General features: G+C 57.4%; 19 protein-coding genes. 15 read left to right on the top strand and 4 right to left on the bottom strand.

Annotation, left to right across the window (positions count from 1 at the left end; genetic code table 11):
• The first annotated feature begins 59 nt into the window (after nucleotides 1–59).
• Entirely contained in the window at nucleotides 60–1,007 is a 948-nt protein-coding gene (locus C1J03_RS07630; RefSeq protein WP_368073924.1) for a fatty acid desaturase, read from the top strand.
• 48 nt (nucleotides 1,008–1,055) lie between these two features.
• On the opposite strand, the gene C1J03_RS07635 is transcribed toward C1J03_RS07630, so the two are convergent.
• Both C1J03_RS07635 and C1J03_RS07640 read right to left on the bottom strand, forming a co-directional pair.
• Nucleotides 1,056–1,763 (bottom strand): NUDIX hydrolase, encoded by a 708-nt coding sequence (locus tag C1J03_RS07635; RefSeq protein WP_114885229.1) that lies wholly within the window; start codon nucleotides 1,761–1,763, stop codon nucleotides 1,056–1,058.
• A 25-nt stretch (nucleotides 1,764–1,788) separates the two neighbouring features.
• On the bottom strand, nucleotides 1,789–2,139 hold the full coding sequence (locus C1J03_RS07640; protein WP_114888905.1) for a DUF983 domain-containing protein: 351 nt from the start codon (nucleotides 2,137–2,139) through the stop codon (nucleotides 1,789–1,791).
• A 259-nt stretch (nucleotides 2,140–2,398) separates the two neighbouring features.
• On the opposite strand from C1J03_RS07640, the gene C1J03_RS07645 reads away from it, so the two are divergent.
• The 4 genes from C1J03_RS07645 to C1J03_RS07660 are packed head-to-tail and all read left to right on the top strand — an operon-like array spanning nucleotide 2,399 to nucleotide 4,337.
• Entirely contained in the window at nucleotides 2,399–2,842 is a 444-nt protein-coding gene (locus C1J03_RS07645; RefSeq protein ID WP_114885231.1) for an EF-hand domain-containing protein, read from the top strand.
• A 41-nt stretch (nucleotides 2,843–2,883) separates the two neighbouring features.
• On the top strand, nucleotides 2,884–3,525 hold the full coding sequence (locus C1J03_RS07650) for an RNA polymerase sigma factor (protein WP_114888906.1): 642 nt from the start codon (nucleotides 2,884–2,886) through the stop codon (nucleotides 3,523–3,525).
• Nucleotides 3,506–3,844, top strand: a complete 339-nt coding sequence (locus C1J03_RS07655; protein WP_216825906.1) for a hypothetical protein — start codon at nucleotides 3,506–3,508, stop codon at nucleotides 3,842–3,844. Before C1J03_RS07650 ends, C1J03_RS07655 begins: the two co-directional genes overlap by 20 nt.
• Before the next feature lie 4 nt (nucleotides 3,845–3,848).
• Entirely contained in the window at nucleotides 3,849–4,337 is a 489-nt protein-coding gene (locus C1J03_RS07660) for a periplasmic heavy metal sensor (RefSeq protein WP_162798471.1), read from the top strand.
• A 20-nt stretch (nucleotides 4,338–4,357) separates the two neighbouring features.
• Here the strand turns inward: C1J03_RS07660 and C1J03_RS07665 are convergent, their stop codons facing one another.
• Nucleotides 4,358–5,785, bottom strand: a complete 1,428-nt coding sequence (locus C1J03_RS07665; protein WP_114885237.1) for a diguanylate cyclase — start codon at nucleotides 5,783–5,785, stop codon at nucleotides 4,358–4,360.
• Between the two features lie 99 nt (nucleotides 5,786–5,884).
• On the opposite strand from C1J03_RS07665, the gene C1J03_RS07670 reads away from it, so the two are divergent.
• The 10 genes from C1J03_RS07670 (at nucleotide 5,885) to C1J03_RS07715 (ending at nucleotide 15,987) form a co-directional block, all read left to right on the top strand.
• Nucleotides 5,885–6,169 carry a DUF3572 domain-containing protein gene (locus C1J03_RS07670; RefSeq protein WP_114885239.1) on the top strand — a complete coding sequence of 95 codons (285 nt, stop codon included), beginning with the start codon at nucleotides 5,885–5,887 and terminating at the stop codon, nucleotides 6,167–6,169.
• Nucleotides 6,166–6,861 carry an HAD family hydrolase gene (locus C1J03_RS07675; RefSeq protein ID WP_174234449.1) on the top strand — a complete coding sequence of 232 codons (696 nt, stop codon included), beginning with the start codon at nucleotides 6,166–6,168 and terminating at the stop codon, nucleotides 6,859–6,861. The genes C1J03_RS07670 and C1J03_RS07675 overlap by 4 nt, the downstream gene beginning before the upstream one ends.
• A gap of 109 nt (nucleotides 6,862–6,970) precedes the next feature.
• Nucleotides 6,971–8,530, top strand: coding sequence for a trimethylamine methyltransferase family protein (locus tag C1J03_RS07680; protein WP_114885244.1), 1,560 nt, complete (start codon nucleotides 6,971–6,973; stop codon nucleotides 8,528–8,530).
• A gap of 108 nt (nucleotides 8,531–8,638) precedes the next feature.
• The gene (locus C1J03_RS07685) at nucleotides 8,639–9,226 is read left to right on the top strand and encodes a heme NO-binding domain-containing protein (RefSeq protein ID WP_114885246.1); all 588 of its coding nucleotides are present in this window, start codon (nucleotides 8,639–8,641) and stop codon (nucleotides 9,224–9,226) included.
• Complete coding sequence (locus C1J03_RS07690; RefSeq protein WP_254694213.1) at nucleotides 9,223–10,257, top strand: diguanylate cyclase domain-containing protein; 1,035 nt, start codon at nucleotides 9,223–9,225, stop codon at nucleotides 10,255–10,257. Before C1J03_RS07685 ends, C1J03_RS07690 begins: the two co-directional genes overlap by 4 nt.
• 84 nt (nucleotides 10,258–10,341) lie before the next feature.
• Entirely contained in the window at nucleotides 10,342–11,043 is a 702-nt protein-coding gene (locus C1J03_RS07695) for a GntR family transcriptional regulator (RefSeq protein WP_114885248.1), read from the top strand.
• A gap of 7 nt (nucleotides 11,044–11,050) precedes the next feature.
• The gene (locus tag C1J03_RS07700) at nucleotides 11,051–11,965 is read left to right on the top strand and encodes a dihydrodipicolinate synthase family protein (RefSeq protein WP_114885250.1); all 915 of its coding nucleotides are present in this window, start codon (nucleotides 11,051–11,053) and stop codon (nucleotides 11,963–11,965) included.
• A 4-nt stretch (nucleotides 11,966–11,969) separates the two neighbouring features.
• Entirely contained in the window at nucleotides 11,970–13,466 is a 1,497-nt protein-coding gene (locus C1J03_RS07705) for an aldehyde dehydrogenase (RefSeq protein ID WP_114885252.1), read from the top strand.
• Nucleotides 13,463–14,803 (top strand): NAD(P)/FAD-dependent oxidoreductase, encoded by a 1,341-nt coding sequence (locus tag C1J03_RS07710; RefSeq protein WP_114885253.1) that lies wholly within the window; start codon nucleotides 13,463–13,465, stop codon nucleotides 14,801–14,803. The genes C1J03_RS07705 and C1J03_RS07710 overlap by 4 nt, the downstream gene beginning before the upstream one ends.
• 239 nt (nucleotides 14,804–15,042) lie before the next feature.
• Nucleotides 15,043–15,987 carry a glycosyltransferase gene (locus tag C1J03_RS07715; protein ID WP_114885256.1) on the top strand — a complete coding sequence of 315 codons (945 nt, stop codon included), beginning with the start codon at nucleotides 15,043–15,045 and terminating at the stop codon, nucleotides 15,985–15,987.
• Here the strand turns inward: C1J03_RS07715 and C1J03_RS07720 are convergent, their stop codons facing one another.
• On the bottom strand, nucleotides 15,988–16,734 hold the full coding sequence (locus tag C1J03_RS07720) for a WecB/TagA/CpsF family glycosyltransferase (protein WP_114885258.1): 747 nt from the start codon (nucleotides 16,732–16,734) through the stop codon (nucleotides 15,988–15,990). It abuts the gene before it with no gap.
• Nucleotides 16,735–16,780: the final 46 nt, after the last annotated feature.

Here is a 16,780-nt window from a genome sequence, read left to right on the forward strand (position 1 = left end):
TATCCCACAGCAGGGCAGCTGAAGTACAAGGAGCTAGATCGAAAGGACTACACACCCAAATGCCACTTGAGACCAGCCTGCCGCACGACGCTGCTTTGCAACAGCAGACATTTTGGCGGAAGGTTGTGGGGATGTGCGACTGGCCGACCTTGGCCTTGTTTTTCGGCACCGCCACCGTCTGGGCTATGGCGCTGATGTTGCCGGCGGGGTGGGGGCTTTTGGCAGTTGTCGGGCTGGTGCTGGCATTGACGCTACACAGTTCACTTAGCCATGAAATATTGCATGGGCATCCGTTTCGCAGTGCAAGGGCTGGAACGGCGTTGGGCTTGTTCCAGCCGGGATTGCTCGTGCCTTATCTGCGGTTCAAGAGACTGCATTTGGCGCATCACCGGGACGCAAATTTGACGGACCCCTATGATGATCCCGAAAGCAACTATCTGGACCCTGCGGTCTGGCATCGGTTGCCGTTTGTCTTGCAAATGGTGCTGGGCTTTAACAACACATTGCTGGGGCGGATCGTCATTGGACCGCTGGTTGGCATGGTGTATTTTCTGATTGGCGAGGTCAGGCTGGCACGGGCAGGTGATCCGCATGTCATGCGCGATTGGCGGTGGCATCTGCCGGGTGTGGTGCTGAGCTTGTGGCTGGTCAGCTTGTCGGTTTTGCCGCTTTGGGCGTATCTTGTCGCCTGTTATGGCGCGCTGTCGGTTCTGAAAATTCGAACCTTTATGGAACACCGCGCGCATGAGCACGCCGCGGGCCGTACCGTCATTATCGAAGATCGTGGCTTGCTGGCATTTTTGTTTCTTAATAATAATTTGCACGTCGTTCATCACATGCATCCGGACGTGTCATGGTACCGTTTGCCAGCTCTTTATGCAGCGCGACGCGTGCGGTTTCGGGCGCGCAATGACGGTTATATTTATGCTTCATACGCACAGCTTTTCCGCAGTTACTTCTTGCGTGCAAAGGACCCGGTCGCGCATCCGCTTTGGCGGGAAGACTAAATATAAGCATTTTGTTGGGCCCTGATGGGGTAACGGTACGCTACGTGCTCAGCTCATTGAGTGGCCGCGCAGGCGCAAGAACAGGCTTTCCTCGTCGTTATTTTTGAAAAACGGAACGGAGGACGGAGGGGCCAGATCATGGGCGCGAGCCTGTATTTCGGCCAATGCAACTTCGGTAATGAAGGGCATATCAAAGGCCCGCGCGTCGGCAATTGGCACCCATTGCAAATGCGATAATTCGTCTGTGGCGGCTTTAAAATCATCGAGGTCGGTCGAAATGGCATCAGCATCGACCAAAAAGAAGCGCGCATCAAAGCGTCGGGGACGGCCGGGCGGTGTCAAAGCACGAAACACAAACTGTAAGGCAGAGGCATCGGGCACGTGGCCGGTGGCGGCATAGGTCGCCCAATCCGGGGGCGGCGCGGTTTGCCAAGAGCCGGATTGACCCAAGATCAAGCCGGTCTCCTCCCAGAGTTCGCGGATAGCAGCAATGGCAAGGGCGTGGGCCAGGGGCGCGTGCGCATCCTCGGTCAGCCGGGCAGCACAGATGGGATTTAGCGCGGTGGCAAGGGCGATGTCTGCATCCCCAGCATCCACCGCACCGCCGGGAAAGACGAATTTGTTGGGCATGAACACGGCTTTCGCGCCGCGCTGGCCCATTAAGACTGAAGGCACCGTCATTCGGTCACGGATCACAATGACGGTGGCTGCGTTGCGAATGGCTGATTTATCGATGGGTTTAGTGTCGGTGGTCATGCCGTCTCCGCCCAAATACTGGCCTTTAAGTGCTGCGTGCGAAGCCGCCCATTTCCTTGGCCCATTGGAAGCCTATCAGGGCTCCCTTCATTCTAGGCAGAAGGTAAAGCGACAAGGCGACCGTGCCAACCGCGAAGATGGTAAAAAGGGTCAAGGGCTCTGGCCGCCATGTGACGAAGGCAAAATGCAGAGATGGTGCCATCAGGTGCCCGACCACCAAAATGGTCAGGTAGGCAGGGCCATCATCGGCACGGTGGTGATGAAATTCCTCGCGGCAGACAGTGCAGTGATCGTTTACCTTAAGATACCCATGCAGCAGGGGGCCTGCGCCACAGTTGGGGCATTTGCGCCGCCATCCGCGCATCATTGCAGGCATGCGCAGACGTTCGTCTGGTTGGCTTTGGTCTAGATCTGAATTTGGGACTGTGGTGGGGGTTTGCATCGCAGGTATCCTTCGCATTGTGCCTTCTGTGACGGAATTGGCGGCTAATTGGAAGGCGGCGAAATGTCTCGGGGTGCGGGGGTGGCAAAATTTCGAGAAACTAATTGCGACGGAATTGAAGATGGGGTGCGTAGGACCTTGTGATCGCGCCGCACAAGGCGGCGGCGACGACACAAACGTCTAGGAGAAGAAGATGTATAAAGAGGCAATTTTGACAGCCGCCATTCTGGTCGGTTTGGGCAGCACTGCAGCGGACGCTCGTGATGCAGGCAAGGGTCCCGCCTTTGAAACGCTTGACGTTGATGGCAATGGTGAGCTGACGCAAGCGGAGCTGCAGGCTAAGGCCGCTGAGCGGTTTGCAAAAGCAGATACAGATGGCGACGGTTTCCTTGATAAGGCCGAAGTGACAGCAGCAGCGGATGAGCGACGTGCAGAGCGCGCAACGCGCAAATTTGATCGGATGGACGCCGATAATGACGGAAAACTGTCGCCCGAAGAGATGAAAGGCCGCCGTGATCCAGCAAAAATGTTTGCGCGGCTTGACGCGGATGGCAATGGAACGCTGAGTGCTGAAGAGTTTGAAAAGATGCGAAAGCATGGCAAGAAACGTCATGGCGACAAACGTCCTACTGAGTGAGGCTTTATGGCGGCGAACGCCATGCTGATGAGGTGAATTACATGCGCGTCGGAAAGAGATGCGGCGCGCATGAAGGGAGTGTTGAGGCAGTGACAGGCGGCTCAGAACATGACGCCGCGCGGGCAAAAGACGCGGATCTACTGGCGGCATACGTGGCGGGGGACCAAAGCGTAGCGCGGCAATTGACCCGTGCCCATGCGCCGCGGATTTTTGGCCATGCTGTGCGGGTGCTGGGTGATGCGGCAGAAGCAGAAGACGTGACGCAGGATGCTTTGATGCGCCTGTGGAAGATCGCACCGGACTGGGATGCAGGCCGCGCGCAAATTTCAACTTGGTTGTTCCGGGTGACGGCCAATTTATGCACTGACAGGCTGCGGGCGCGGCGTTCCGTGCCTTTGGATGATGTGGACGAACCGGCGGATACGACCCTAGGGGCCGAAGCGCAATTGCAGCAAGCTGCGCGGATGGGGGCCTTGAAGATTGCGCTGAACAGCTTGCCTGATCGGCAACGACAAGCGGTTGTTTTGCGCCATTTAGATGGGTTGGCGAACCCGCAGATCGCACAGATACTAGAGATTGGTGTCGAAGCGGTAGAAAGCCTGACCGCGCGCGGAAAACGGGCGCTTACGGCCGCATTGGCGGCGCAGCGACCAGCATTGGGGTATGATGATGACACGACTTGAGGATGATGACATGCAGCTTGAAGCTTTGTTTGAGGATGCCCGGGCCAATGCACCCGCTATGCGTGATGGATTTATGGCGCAGCTTGAAACGCAGGCAATAGCCGCACAGCCCGCAGCGCGCGGGTCTCTTTGGAATAGCGTGTTGCTCGGGCTTGGCGGTATGGCGGGACTGAGCGGGATCGCGACGGCTGCTGTGGTTGGATTTTGGATTGGGGTAGCACCGCCTGAAGGGTTGCCAGATCCGACGACGCTTTTGGAGATCGAATTGGGTGATGAGCCGGAGCTGGATGGCTTTGGTTGGTATAGTGATGAAGGATAGGACCATGGAAAAACCAGCAAAGAAACGGCGGCTGATGAAGGTGGTTCTAGTGGCATCGCTTGCGCTGAATGTAGCGGTGATTGCAGCGGTGGCCGGGATCGCTTGGCGGATGTCCGGGAACGCAGATGGGCCATCAAGGACGGGCGGGATGCGTGGGTTTGCGGCTCCTTATGTCTGGGCGCTGGACAAAGAAGACCGGCATGCACTGCGCAGTCGCTTGGAGGCAGCAGAGCCCAAAGTTGACCGTGGAGGTCCGCGCCGCGAACAATATCAAGCCGTATTGGAGGCGTTGCGTGCGGCCCCGTTTGAAGCTGACGCGGTTGCGGCGTTGTTGAGCACTCAGCGCGCCGGGTCATTGGCGGCACAAGATACTGCGCAGATGGCTTGGTTGGAGCGGGTGAGCGAAATGAATGACGAAGAGCGGGCGGCCTATGCGGAACGGCTTGAAAAGATCATTAGCAAACCTCGCCGAAAGCGCACCCGTAAAAACTGAGGGGTGCAGCCTGGTGCCGTTCAGGCCGCGGGGCGGCTGAGGGTGACACGGTTGCGACCCTTCATCTTGGCGGCGTAGAGCGCCTTGTCGGCCAGATCGAGCAGAGCATCGGCGTCGCGTCCTTTGTGATTAGCGCTGTCGCATGTGAGGCCACCCATGGCGAGGCCGATGCTGATTGTTGCGGAAACCGCCGTGTCAGATCCCGGAATGTCGAATGGTGTGCCGCCAATATGCTGGCAGATTTCGCGTGCGGTTTCGCGCGCATCGTCCATGGCAGTGCCAGACATAACGATCAGGAATTCCTCACCACCTAGGCGCGCGACCATATCGACGCTGCGCAGGTTGCTGCGCAGCCGGCGCGCGGTTTCCACCAGCACCGCATCACCGGAGGCATGGCCGTAGATGTCGTTGATGCGTTTGAAATGATCCATATCCGCTAACATGACGGCAAAGGGGCGCGCATTTGCCGCGCTGTGTTCTGCGATGCGCGACAGATGCGGCATGGCGTAGCGACGGTTGTGCAGACCTGTCAGCGGGTCAAACATCGCGGCACGCAGGCCAGTGCGCACCGTTTTGCGCAGCTGATCCGCCATGCGTTTGCGGCGCAACAGCGCTTTGAGGCGCAAGGCGAGCTCTTTTTCCTCGAACCCATCGGTCATTAGATCATCGGCCCCAAGATCAAGCGCGTTTGCGGCCAAGGCAGGATCACCTGCGGTTTGCAGCACCAAAAGGCCCGCATGACGGGTCGAACTGTTGGCGCGCAAAGCTGAGATCAACCGCAGCGTATCTGCCGCAAGCTTGGGGGAGGCGGGCAAGACAAGCACATAAGCATCGGGGGTGGTAAGGCTGTCGGGACCGCCCAGGGCGTCCCCGGGATCGGCCATGGCCAGCTGGCACGCTAGCATAGGGCGCAAACGGTGCAACCAACTGTGCAAGCGGGCGGGTTCGGTGCTGATAACCGTGACGTAGCCAGCGGGGCCTTTATCTGCAAGTTGTAGGGGTGTGAAAGGAGAGCTTGGTTCCGCCATGCCGAGCGCACGGGTGGTATCATCGCGCATCTGCCATTCGGCGGCCGCATTCTGAGCACGGATCAAGCTGCGCACGCGGCCCAATAGCAGCGTGTCATTGAGCGGTTTGAGCATCACGTCCTGCACGCCTGCCTCAAGCGTGGTGACGCGCAGATCCTTGTTAGAAAGAGCACCGATTGCCATGATCGGCGTATGCTCGGACGCAGGTTGGTCGCGCATCGCGCGGCACAGACCGGCCGCATCGCCATCAGGCAGGGCAAATGCGGTGATCACTAGGTCGGGCTGTTCAAGGGCCACCATGCTGATCGCTTCGGTCACCGAGGCCGCTTGCAATACCTTGTAAAAGGCTGACGCAAGTTTAACCTTGAGAACGATGCGATTGGTCGCGATAGCGTCAACGATTAGGATTTTGCCCTGCACGAGTGGTCCTTTCAAGCCAAGGTAGATCTTCGTGCTTTAGTTCTTGACGGGATTGGTTAACAAAGCGTTGAGAAGGCTCGGATTAGACACAGAGGTATTATGGAATATACGCGAGAATCCGCCGAAGTGCTCGCCCTGCAGGCACTGACTTGGTTGGTGGGGAATGACGAACTTTGGCCGGTTTTCCAGGGCAGTAGCGGCGCGTCGCAAGAAGATCTGCGCAAAAGTGCGGGTGATCCGGCGTTTCTGATCGGGGTGCTTGATTTCTTGATGATGGATGATGCTTGGGTGATTTCTTTTTGTGACAGCGTGACGGTCCCTTACGAGCGCGTTTTTGAGGCACGCCAGATGCTGCCCGGTGGCGCGCAGGTGCACTGGACATGAGTATTTTTGCAGGAGTGCTCTTTGACAAAGATGGCACGCTTTTTGATTTTGCCGCGACGTGGGAAGTTTGGGCACAAGCGTTCTTGTTGCGCGCAAGCGAGGGCGACCGCATGCAGGCGGCCGAAGTTGGTCGGGCCATCGGTTTTGATCTAGAAAGCCATACCTTCCAAAGAGATAGTATCGTGATCGCCGGGACGCCTGGCGAGGTGGCCGATGCGTTGGCCCCGCATTTTCCGCATCTGTCGCGGGACGGGGTGTTTGATATGCTAAACGAAGAGGCTACCGACGCGCCGCAAGCAGAGGCGGTTCCGCTAATCCCGTTTCTGGAAGGGCTGCGCGGGTGTGGAATGAAGCTGGGCGTTGCGACCAATGATGCCGAAGCGCCTGCACGTGCGCATCTGGACCGGGCTGGAGCAACGACGTACTTTGATTTCATAGCAGGGTTTGACAGTGGCTTTGGTGGTAAACCTGCGCCTGGGCAATTGCTGGGCTTTGCCCAAGCGATGTCACTGGCGCCTGAGACCGTGGTAATGGTTGGCGACAGCACCCATGATCTGTTGGCCGGCCGTGCGGCAGGGATGTCTTGCGTTGGTGTGCTGACAGGGATGGCAGACCGCGAAACCCTGATGCCCCATGCGGATGTTGTGTTGGCCGATATTGGCGAATTGCCCGGCTGGCTGGACGCGCAATAGCGGGCGCGCTGTTTGAAAACGACATGTGTCGTCGTGAACAGAACGGCTGGACGCGACCCGGTGAGGCTTTGTTGAGAGGTCGACATCGCAGCCCCGGGAGGAACAGCATATGGCACAGGAATCCAAACGCAGGACGCGTGGTGGTGGACGCGCAGGCGCGCAGACGCGGCGTGGCACGGCCGTCATCGAGCAGATGCCTTGGAACCCGCCTGTCAATATCGACCGCCCGACGGAACCCCTGGGTCCCGAAGGGATTGAGGCCGTTCACGATGGTGCCATGCGCATTCTTGAAGAGATCGGGATCGAATTTCTGAACCCCGAAGCGCTTGAGATTTTGCGCAAGGCCGGGTGTACGATCGACGGCGAAAACGTGCGGATGGGCCGTGATATGGTGATGGAATATGTCGCCATGGCCCCATCCGAATTCACACTGACGCCGCGAAACCCTGACCGCAAGATCACGGTCGGGGGCAATAACCTGTTGTTTGGTAACGTATCTTCGCCCCCGAATTATTGGGATATGAAACTGGGCACCAAAGTTTCGGGTACCCGCGAAATGTGCAAAGACTTGCTGCGGCTGACCCAGTATTTCAACTGCATCCACTTTGCAGGCGGCTATCCGGTGGAGCCGGTGGATATCCACCCCTCTGTCCGGCATCTGGACGTGCTTTATGACAAGCTGACAATCACAGACAAGGTGATGCACGCCTATTCCTTGGGCAAGGAACGCGTTGAGGACGTGATGGAAATGGTGCGTATCTCAGGCGGTTGGACCGATGCGGAGTTTGAGGCCAGCCCTAAGATGTACACCAACATCAATTCAACTTCGCCGTTGAAGCATGACTTTCCGATGATGGATGGGTGGATGCGGATGGCACGGCGCAATCAGGCGCTGGTTGTGACGCCCTTTACGCTGGCTGGTGCGATGGCACCGGTGACCATGTCGGGCGCTGTCGCTCAATCATTGGCTGAAGCGCTCTGTGCGGTGGTGCTGGCGCAAATCATTCGACCGGGGGCATCCGTGGCAGTGGGGACGTTTACCTCAAACGTGGACATGAAATCGGGGGCACCTGCGTTTGGGACGCCTGAATATATGCGCGCGACGCAAATGACCGGGCAGATGTGCCGTTATTACGGTTTGCCGATGCGGTCCTCGGGGGTGTGTGCCGCGAATGTACCGGATGGGCAGGCCATGTGGGAGACGTCCAATTCGCTTTGGGCGGCGGTGCAATCTGGCACCAATATGGTCTATCACGCGGCGGGTTGGCTCGAGGGCGGGCTGATTGCGTCTCCGGAGAAATTCATCATGGATTGCGAAATTTTGCAGCAAATTCAGCGCTATATGGCCCCAGAAATCTGCGCGACGGGGCCGGATGAGATTGCGTTGGATGCGATTAAATCGGTCGGAAATCAGGGCCATTTCTTTGGCATCCAGCATACCCAAGACCGCTATACGACCGCCTTTTACCAGCCTTTCCTCAGTGATTGGCGCAACTACGAAGGTTGGGAGCTGGCCGGGGGCATTTGGACGGCTGAGCGCGCACATCATATGTTCAAAGAGATCGTGGGATCGTTTGAAGAGCCGCCTATGGATGCGGCAATCCGCGAAGAGCTGGCAGCATTTGTGGAGCGTCGCAAAAGCGAAGGCGGTGCGCCGACCGATTTTTAATAGGTCTTGGACAGTTTTGCGGCTGAGAAAATACTTCGAATTGAGGATGTTTGCGACTTCTTAAAACTCTTCGGGCATCACTTTGTCAGAAGAATTGAAAGAGGCATCATGCACGGGCTTATCAACCGAAGCATCCAAAATTACGTTGTCGACAGCTATGGCCAGAAGCTCTGGGAAGATGCGGCTGCGGCGGCAGGCCTCGACTCGCCCGAGATCGAAGCGATGCTCAGCTATGATGACGCTATGACGCCTGCGATATTGGATGCCGTTAGTATGGTGTTGTCGCGTCCACGAGAAGAACTGATGGAGGACATTGGGACCTATCTCGTTTCAAACCCCAAAGTAGAGGCTTTGCGCCGGTTGCTGCGTTTTGGGGGCGTGAATTTCGAAGAATTTCTGCATTCGCTGGATGATTTGCCCGATCGGGCACGATTGGCGGTCTCAGATCTTGATCTGCCAGAGATTGAACTGCTGGACCATGAGGAAGGCCGCTATAGTTTGGTCTGTAGCAGCGGGGTTGATGGGTTTGGTCACGTCCTGATGGGGACTTTGCGGGCGATGGCGGATGATTACGGTGCGCTCGCACTGCTTGAGCATATGGGGTGCATTGCCGGGCGAGAGAACATTAGCATTACGTTGGTTGAAGCCGAATTCGCCGCCGGTCGCGCGTTTGAGTTAGGGGCGCGCGCAGGATGATAGACGCACCGTGCCCAGAGGTGCTTGATGTGCTTTGCCCGATGCATCTGATGCTTGGGGCGGATGGGTGTATTTTGCATGTAGGGCCGACACTGCAAAAGCTGCGACCCAAGTGCGACTGGGTGGGGCAGCCTTTTCTTGAGGTGTTTCGGATCAAGCGACCCCGTTCGATCACGGAGATGGCGGATCTGCGGCGGGCGGCCCATCTCAAGCTGCATTTGGTGCTGAGTGATATGCCAGAAACCGAGCTGAAAGGGCTAATGGTCCCGATCCCTGGAGATAGCGGACAGGTTATTGTGAACATGTCCTTTGGCATTTCGATCCTTGATGGGGTTCGCGATTATGCTTTGACCAACACAGATTTCGCGGCCACTGATCTGGCAATTGAGATGCTATACTTGGTGGAGGCCAAATCGGCCGCGATGGACGCATCAGGCAAGCTGAATACGCGGCTTCAAGGAGCTAAGATTGCGGCCGAAGAACAAGCGTTTACCGACACTTTGACGGGACTGAAAAACCGGCGCGCCATGGATCACATATTAAGTCGCTTGATCGCCGGGGATCGGCCGTTTGCAGTGATGCATATCGACCTGGATCATTTCAAAGCAGTTAACGACACTTTGGGCCATGCGGCGGGGGATCACGTTTTGCAATGCGTCGCCCATATCATGGTTGAGGAAACCCGCGACACGGACACCGTCGCTCGAGTAGGCGGTGATGAATTTACCGTCATTTTGCCCGATGTGCGCAAAGATACCATTTTGCGCCGGGTGGGCCAGCGGATCATTGAGCGGATTGAACATCCAATCGCCTTCAACTCAGACAGCTGCCGCATTTCGGCCAGCATCGGAACCGTTTGGATTGGCGGCAGTGACCGACCTTCAATGGAAGATCTGTTGTCGAATGCTGATGTCGCGCTTTACGCCTCAAAGCACGCAGGGCGGGCGTGCCAGACGTTCTATACCCCCGCCTTACGCCAGAGCGATACCATTGGCACGGCCCCAGAGGGGCGAGGAAATCTAGACTCCTAAAACTTGTAAATTCTTATTGTACACAAGTTGTATTTTATGATAATTCAACCAGCGCCACTGAAACGGCGTCTGGGAAGGATTCGCATGAGCGAGACGGCAAAATCACGAAAAGCTGCTTTGCTGGTGCACTTGCGCCGGTCCATTATAACGCAAGCGCTAGCCCCTGGTGCGGATCTGGACGAGGCGTTGCTTGCCGAAGAATTTGCACTGTCTCGCACCCCGCTGCGAGAGGCGTTGCGGGATTTGGCCGGAGACGGCTATGTCGATTTGCGCGAAAACCGGGGTGCGCGGGTCAGCGACATGTCTCACACGACGTTACGGGGATTTTTTCAGGCGGCTCCGATGATATATGGTGCCGTTCTGCGGTTGGCGGCACAAAATGCACGGCCCCTACAGATCGCCGCCCTCAAAGATGCCCAACTACAGTTTCGTGCGGCTCTGCGCGGGGGCGACATTGCAGCCCGTGCCCTGGCAAATAACCGCTTTCACGAGGTTACTGGTGAGATGGCCGATAACATCTACCTGCTGCCAAGCTTTCGGCGCTTGCTTATTGATCACGCGCGTATTTCGATGACCTTTTTCCAACCGCGGGATGCGGAAACGGCGCAAAAACTTGACGCTGCCAGCCAGCAGCATGAGGCGATCATCGTTGCCATTGAAGCCGGGGATGAGGCCGCAGCAGCCCAACTGGCCGAAGACCACTGGAACCTTTCCCGAGACCGAATTGCCCAATTTGTAATGCCAACCGCGCTGGAGGCCCCCTTGGGGCAAATCAGCCCTACGTGAGGATGCCATGACGCCCATTTTCAAGTTTGAAGGGATCTACACACCCCTTGTTACGCCCTTGTTTGCCAACGGCAGCATTAACCACGACGCGCTGGCGGATCAGATTGAACAACTGGTTGAGGCGGGGGTTCATGGCCTCATTTCGGGTGGCTCAACAGGAGAGAATTATGCCCAAACCGTTGAAGAACGGCTGGCGCTGGGGCGGTTTACCAAAGAGCGATTAAAGGGTCGGTTGCCGCTGATTGTGGGGACCGGCACAATGCGGACGCCCGATAGTATCGCGCTGGCGACTGGTGCGCGCGAGATGGGGGCAGATGCGATTTTGCTCGGAACACCGCCTTACGCTGTGCCGACGGAACGGGAAAACGCACTGAATGCGCTGGCGATTGACCGGGCGGCGAACCTTCCAGTGATGCTTTACAATTACCCGGGCCGGATGGGCGTGAACATGGGCGAAGAGTTTCTGGACCGGGTGGGGCGGAGCAGCAACATCTGCGCGATCAAAGAAAGTTCGGGCGATATCAACCGAGTACACCTGTTGGCGCGCGATTATCCGCATATCCAGATGTCATGCGGTATGGATGATCAAGCGCTCGAGTTCTTTGCCTGGGGCGCGCGATCTTGGGTGTGTGCGGGGAGTAATTTCCTGCCCAAAGAACATGTGGCGCTTTATCAAGCCTGCGCGGTTGAGGGCGATTATGACAAGGGCCGGAGAATCATGAGCGCGATGATGCCATTGATGCGGGTGTTGGAGCAGGGCGGCAAGTTTGTTGCCTGTGTAAAGCACGGCGTCACGGTGGCGGGCATTGATGCGGGTGGGATGATGCCACCGCTCAAGCCGCTCAACAAAGATGAGAAACGCGAATTGGAACAGGTGGTGCGGGTGCTAAAGGCGACCGTTTCCGCGATTGTGAAGGGATAAGGCGATGGGTTTGCTGACAAAAGAAGAGTACCGCGTGCTGGTGCAGGGACTGGAATTTCCCACCAATGCCTTTGTTGATGGTGGATATCGCCCGGCCACATCCGGCAAGACCTTTGAAAGTGTGAACCCCGCGACCGGAGAGCACCTGGCCCATATTGCAGCATGTGGCGCACAAGACGTGGACTTCGCGGTGCAAAAGGCGCGCGATGCGTTTGAGGACGGGCGGTGGTCGCGGTTGCATCCGTCAGCGCGCAAAGATGTCTTGATCAGGCTGGCCAAATTGATGACACGCAACGCGCGTGAACTGGCCGTGATGGAGAGCCTTGATGCGGGTAAAACGATCTATGATTGCGAAGAAACGGACATCCCGGAATCGATAGATTGCATTAAGTGGCACGCGGAAGCCATTGATAAGATGTATGATCAAGTCGCACCTGCCTCGGATGATCACATCGCGATGGTCGTACGAGAACCAGTGGGCGTAGTGGGGCTGGTGTTGCCTTGGAACTTTCCGTTGCTGATGCTGGCGTGGAAGATTGGACCGGCGTTGGCGGCAGGCTGTTCGGTGATCGTGAAACCCGCAGAAGAGACATCACTCACAGCGTTACGGATGGCGGAACTGGCCCATGAGGCAGGGGTGCCGGCTGGTGTGCTGGCGGTGTTGCCGGGCGGCGGCACCGAAGTTGGCGAGCCATTGGGGCGGCATATGGACGTCGATATGGTCAGTTTTACGGGCTCGACGGTGACGGGTAAGCGGTTTCTGGGCTATGCAGGTGAGAGCAATGCCAAGGAAATCGTCCTCGAGATGGGGGGTAAAAACGCCTGTATTGTGTTGGACGATGCAGAGAACCTCGACCGTGTGGCGGCGCATATCGCCAATGGAGCGCTCTGGAACATGGGCGAAAACTGCAGCGCCATCAGCCGGTTGATTGTGCATAGAGCTGTTAAAGAGCCGCTGCTCAAACGGATTGAAGCATATATGCGCGACTGGCCATTGGGCGACCCGCTGGACCCTGAAACACGGCTAGGTGCGATGGTTTCTAAAGCGCATTTTGATAAAGTCTCCGGATACTTGAGAGGCGCTCCTAAAGCGATCGTTGGCGGTGGAACCAAAGATGGCGTCTTTGTGGAAGCCACTGTGGTTGAGGTGCCGCGCGATCACCAAATGGCGCGCGAGGAAATCTTTGGCCCAGTGCTGAGCGTTATTGACGTGGCGAGCTTTGACGAGGCTATCGCGGTTGCCAATGACAGTGACTACGGGCTGTGCGCCAGTGTTTTCACGGCGAATGGCAAACGTGCCCTGCGCGCGGCGCGGATGCTGCGGGCTGGCACTGTGACGGTCAACACCTACGGCGAGGGTGATATTACGACGCCGTTTGGCGGCTATAAACAATCTGGATTTGGTGGACGCGACAACGGTGTGCATGCGCATGATCAGTATACGCAGCTGAAAACCATCTGGCTGGATTTGAGCGACGACGCAGGCGAGGCAGTCGATTGAACAGCTACCGCGCCAAGACCACGCCGCAATTTGCGACACAGGCGGCGTGGAACACAATTTTGGGCGCGGCACCAGACGGACCGGTGTTAGAGGGGCGGCACACGGCGGATGTGGTCATCATCGGCGCGGGTTTTGCCGGGTTGTCGGCTGCGCGCCGGTTGCGCCAACTTGATGCATCGGCGCGGATTGTTGTGCTGGATGCGTTGCCGATCGCGGAAGGGACTGCGGGGCGGAATTCAGGCTTCATGATCGATTTGCCGCATGATTTGGCGTCTGATGATTATGCTGGGACTGGCGATGACCGCGCGATGATTGCGCTCAACCGTGCGGCGATCCGTTTTGCCCGCAGCGCCGTGGCTGAGTATCAGATCGACCCGGCCTATGCCGATCCCGTGGGTAAGGTAAACGGAGCAGCGGGTGCCGCAGGAGAAGCGCATAACCGCAGCTACGGCGCCCATTTGGCCCAGCTTGGTGAGGCATCAGAAATGCTGGACCGCCAATCCATGCAAGAGCTGACGGGCAGCAGTTACTACGCTTCGGGGCTCTATACTCCAGGCACGCTGATCCTGCAGCCTGCGGGTTATATTCGCGGGTTGGCGATGGGGCTGCGCCGTGACGGCGTTGAGATTTTTGAACGCTCGGCCGTGACAGGCTTTGAGCGGCAAGGCACGGATTGGGCAGTCACGACGGGGCAGGGCACAGTTACCGCCCCAAAGATCATATTGGGCACGAACGGACATTTGGAGAGCTTCGGTATCGCCAAGGGGCGGTTGATCCAGCTCTTTTTATTCGCCTCCATGACGCCCGAGTTAGACAAAGATCAACTGCGCCGTCTTGGGGGGGCTCCGCGCTGGGGGGTCACCCCGTCGGACCCCGTTGGCACGACCATGCGGCGTATCGATAGCGCACAGGGCGGCAACCGGATCATTACGCGGACCTGTGCGAGCGTGCGCCCCGGAATGCAGGCGGGCGGGGGAGATGTAGCGCGGGCTGCAAAAGCGCAACGCGGCAAGTTTGATGCGCGATTTCCACAGCTTGCGGGGCTTGGTATGGCGCATGAATGGGCCGGGCATCTATGTTTGACGCGCAACGGTGTGGCCGTCACCGGAGAGATCGATAGTGGTGTTTTTAGTGCATGCGTGCAGAACGGGCTGGGCACCGCGCGCGGCACATTGACTGGCATTGCTGCCGCGGAACAGGCCGCCGGGGAACACAGCGACATCACAAAGCACTTCGCATCGGAGGCAAAACCACGCTCACTGCCGCCTGAGCCTTTTGCAACCTGGGGCGCAAACGCTTACTTACGCTGGAAAGAGCGACGCGCTGGCGCAGAATAGGGTGCCAGGGCTTTGTGCTGACATGTGTTTCTTTTCGAGCGGAGTGCGGGTTTGGCCCTGACGGATTTAAGACTTGATGTCGCTGAAGTGCGCCAGCCCTACTTCAGCATGGATGTGCGCAGATGTAGGGATGTTTCTGGGCACCGTAGCCACCAAAACCCCCAAACCGCACCGTTGTATGAAGCAGGGATTTCAGGCTACCTCTATGCGTATCGTTCCTTTCCGGCAAAGGAGACCGTATGAGCATCGCTGCCATCGTGATTGGCCGCAACGAAGGCACGCGTTTGATCGCGTGTCTCGATGCACTGCGCGGTGCGGTGGAAATGGTTGTCTATGTCGATAGCGGATCCAACGATGGATCGATTGGGGCGGCGCAGGCGCGTGGTGCCAATGTTGTGGCGCTGGACATGGCGCAGCCTTTTACGGCCGCGCGGGCGCGCAATGCGGGTCTTGATGAGGTGCCGCAGGATATTTCACTGGTGCAGTTTCTAGACGGGGATTGTGTCATTCAAGAAGGCTGGCTCGCTGAGGCTCGCAGCTTTTTGGAGGAAAATCGCGATGTTGCTGTGGTCTGTGGGCGTCGCCGCGAGATACATCCACAAAGTTCAATTTATAATGCGCTGATTGATCTGGAATGGGACACACCGGTGGGCGAGGCCAAAGCCTGTGGTGGGGACGCTTTGATGCGGATGGATGCGCTTCGGCAGGTGGGCGGATACCGCAATGATCTGATCGCGGGCGAAGAGCCCGAGCTGTGTTTACGGCTTCGTGCAGCCGGATGGAGCATTTGGCGATTAGAGGTCGAAATGACGGCCCATGACGCACAAATCACGCAGTTCGGGCAGTGGTGGAAACGCAGCAAACGAGCGGGCCATGCCTTTGCAGAAGGGGCATGGTTGCATGGCAGCCCGCCAGAGCGGCATTGGGTTGTTGAAACAAGGCGCTCACTGATATGGGGTGCCGCATTGCCTGCCATGATTTTGCTGCTGGTTTTTTTTGTTGGGCCGGTGTCGTGGCTTTTTCTGCTGGTCTATCCGCTTCAGATGTTGCGGCTGTCCAAGGAGCGCGGTCTGGTTTGGGGTGTGTTCAATGTTCTGGGTAAGTTCCCTGAGGCATTGGGCGCGCTTAGCTATTATTGGCGTGAAGTCACCGGCGGACGTACCCGGCTCATCGAATATAAATAGTTACCGCTGCCGCACTGCATGCCAGAATTGCTGGGGCAAAATAGCAAAGCACTTTGCATAGCGCGGCACCATGCGGCGCGGATCCTGAGCGGTACGCCACAGCCATTCCAATGCCATTTGCCGCATCAAGAGCGGCGCACGGATCTGATGGCCCGCCAGAAAATCCAAACCCGCTCCGATAGAGGCAAAGCCGACCTTCGGAGATTTGACCCGAGCATGGGCTGCAAAGATCTCCTGCTTGGGTGCCCCAAGTGCGATGAAACACAAGCCTGCACCGCACTCATTGAGCATATCGGAAAATGCGTTTGCCGCCTCGCCGGTGGGATCAAACCCGTACGGTGGCGCATAGCACAAGGCAATGTTCAGGCCGGGTATTTCGCGTTCTAGGGCGGCTTTGGCACCCGCGAGCGCATCATCGCTGCTGCCAATAAATGCAACCGGGGTTTTTGTTGCAGCTGCAAGCTTGCACATGCCGTGGATCAAGTCGGAGCCGGGCATCAATTCGATTGGTTCTCCGGCAACCTTCGAAAGCCAGACTATCGGTCGCCCGTCGGCTACGATCAAGTCGTGTTCTTTGTAGGCATCTAAAAACTCAGAATTACCGGGCAGTTTTGTGAGGTGATCAAGATTTAAGGTGGCGAGCGCGAATCCGATACGATTAGAAAATCGCTGGTGCAGAATGTGAAACAATTCCTCGTGAGTCGCGATATTGACCTTGATTTCGAAACGGGAGCCGAAGAATTTCATTTGAAGATTATGCAGAAAAACAACAGCCCAATGTCGCGATTTTCGC

Source organism: Sulfitobacter sp. SK012 (assembly GCF_003352085.1).
In the GTDB taxonomy this organism is placed as follows: Bacteria; Pseudomonadota; Alphaproteobacteria; order Rhodobacterales; family Rhodobacteraceae; genus Sulfitobacter.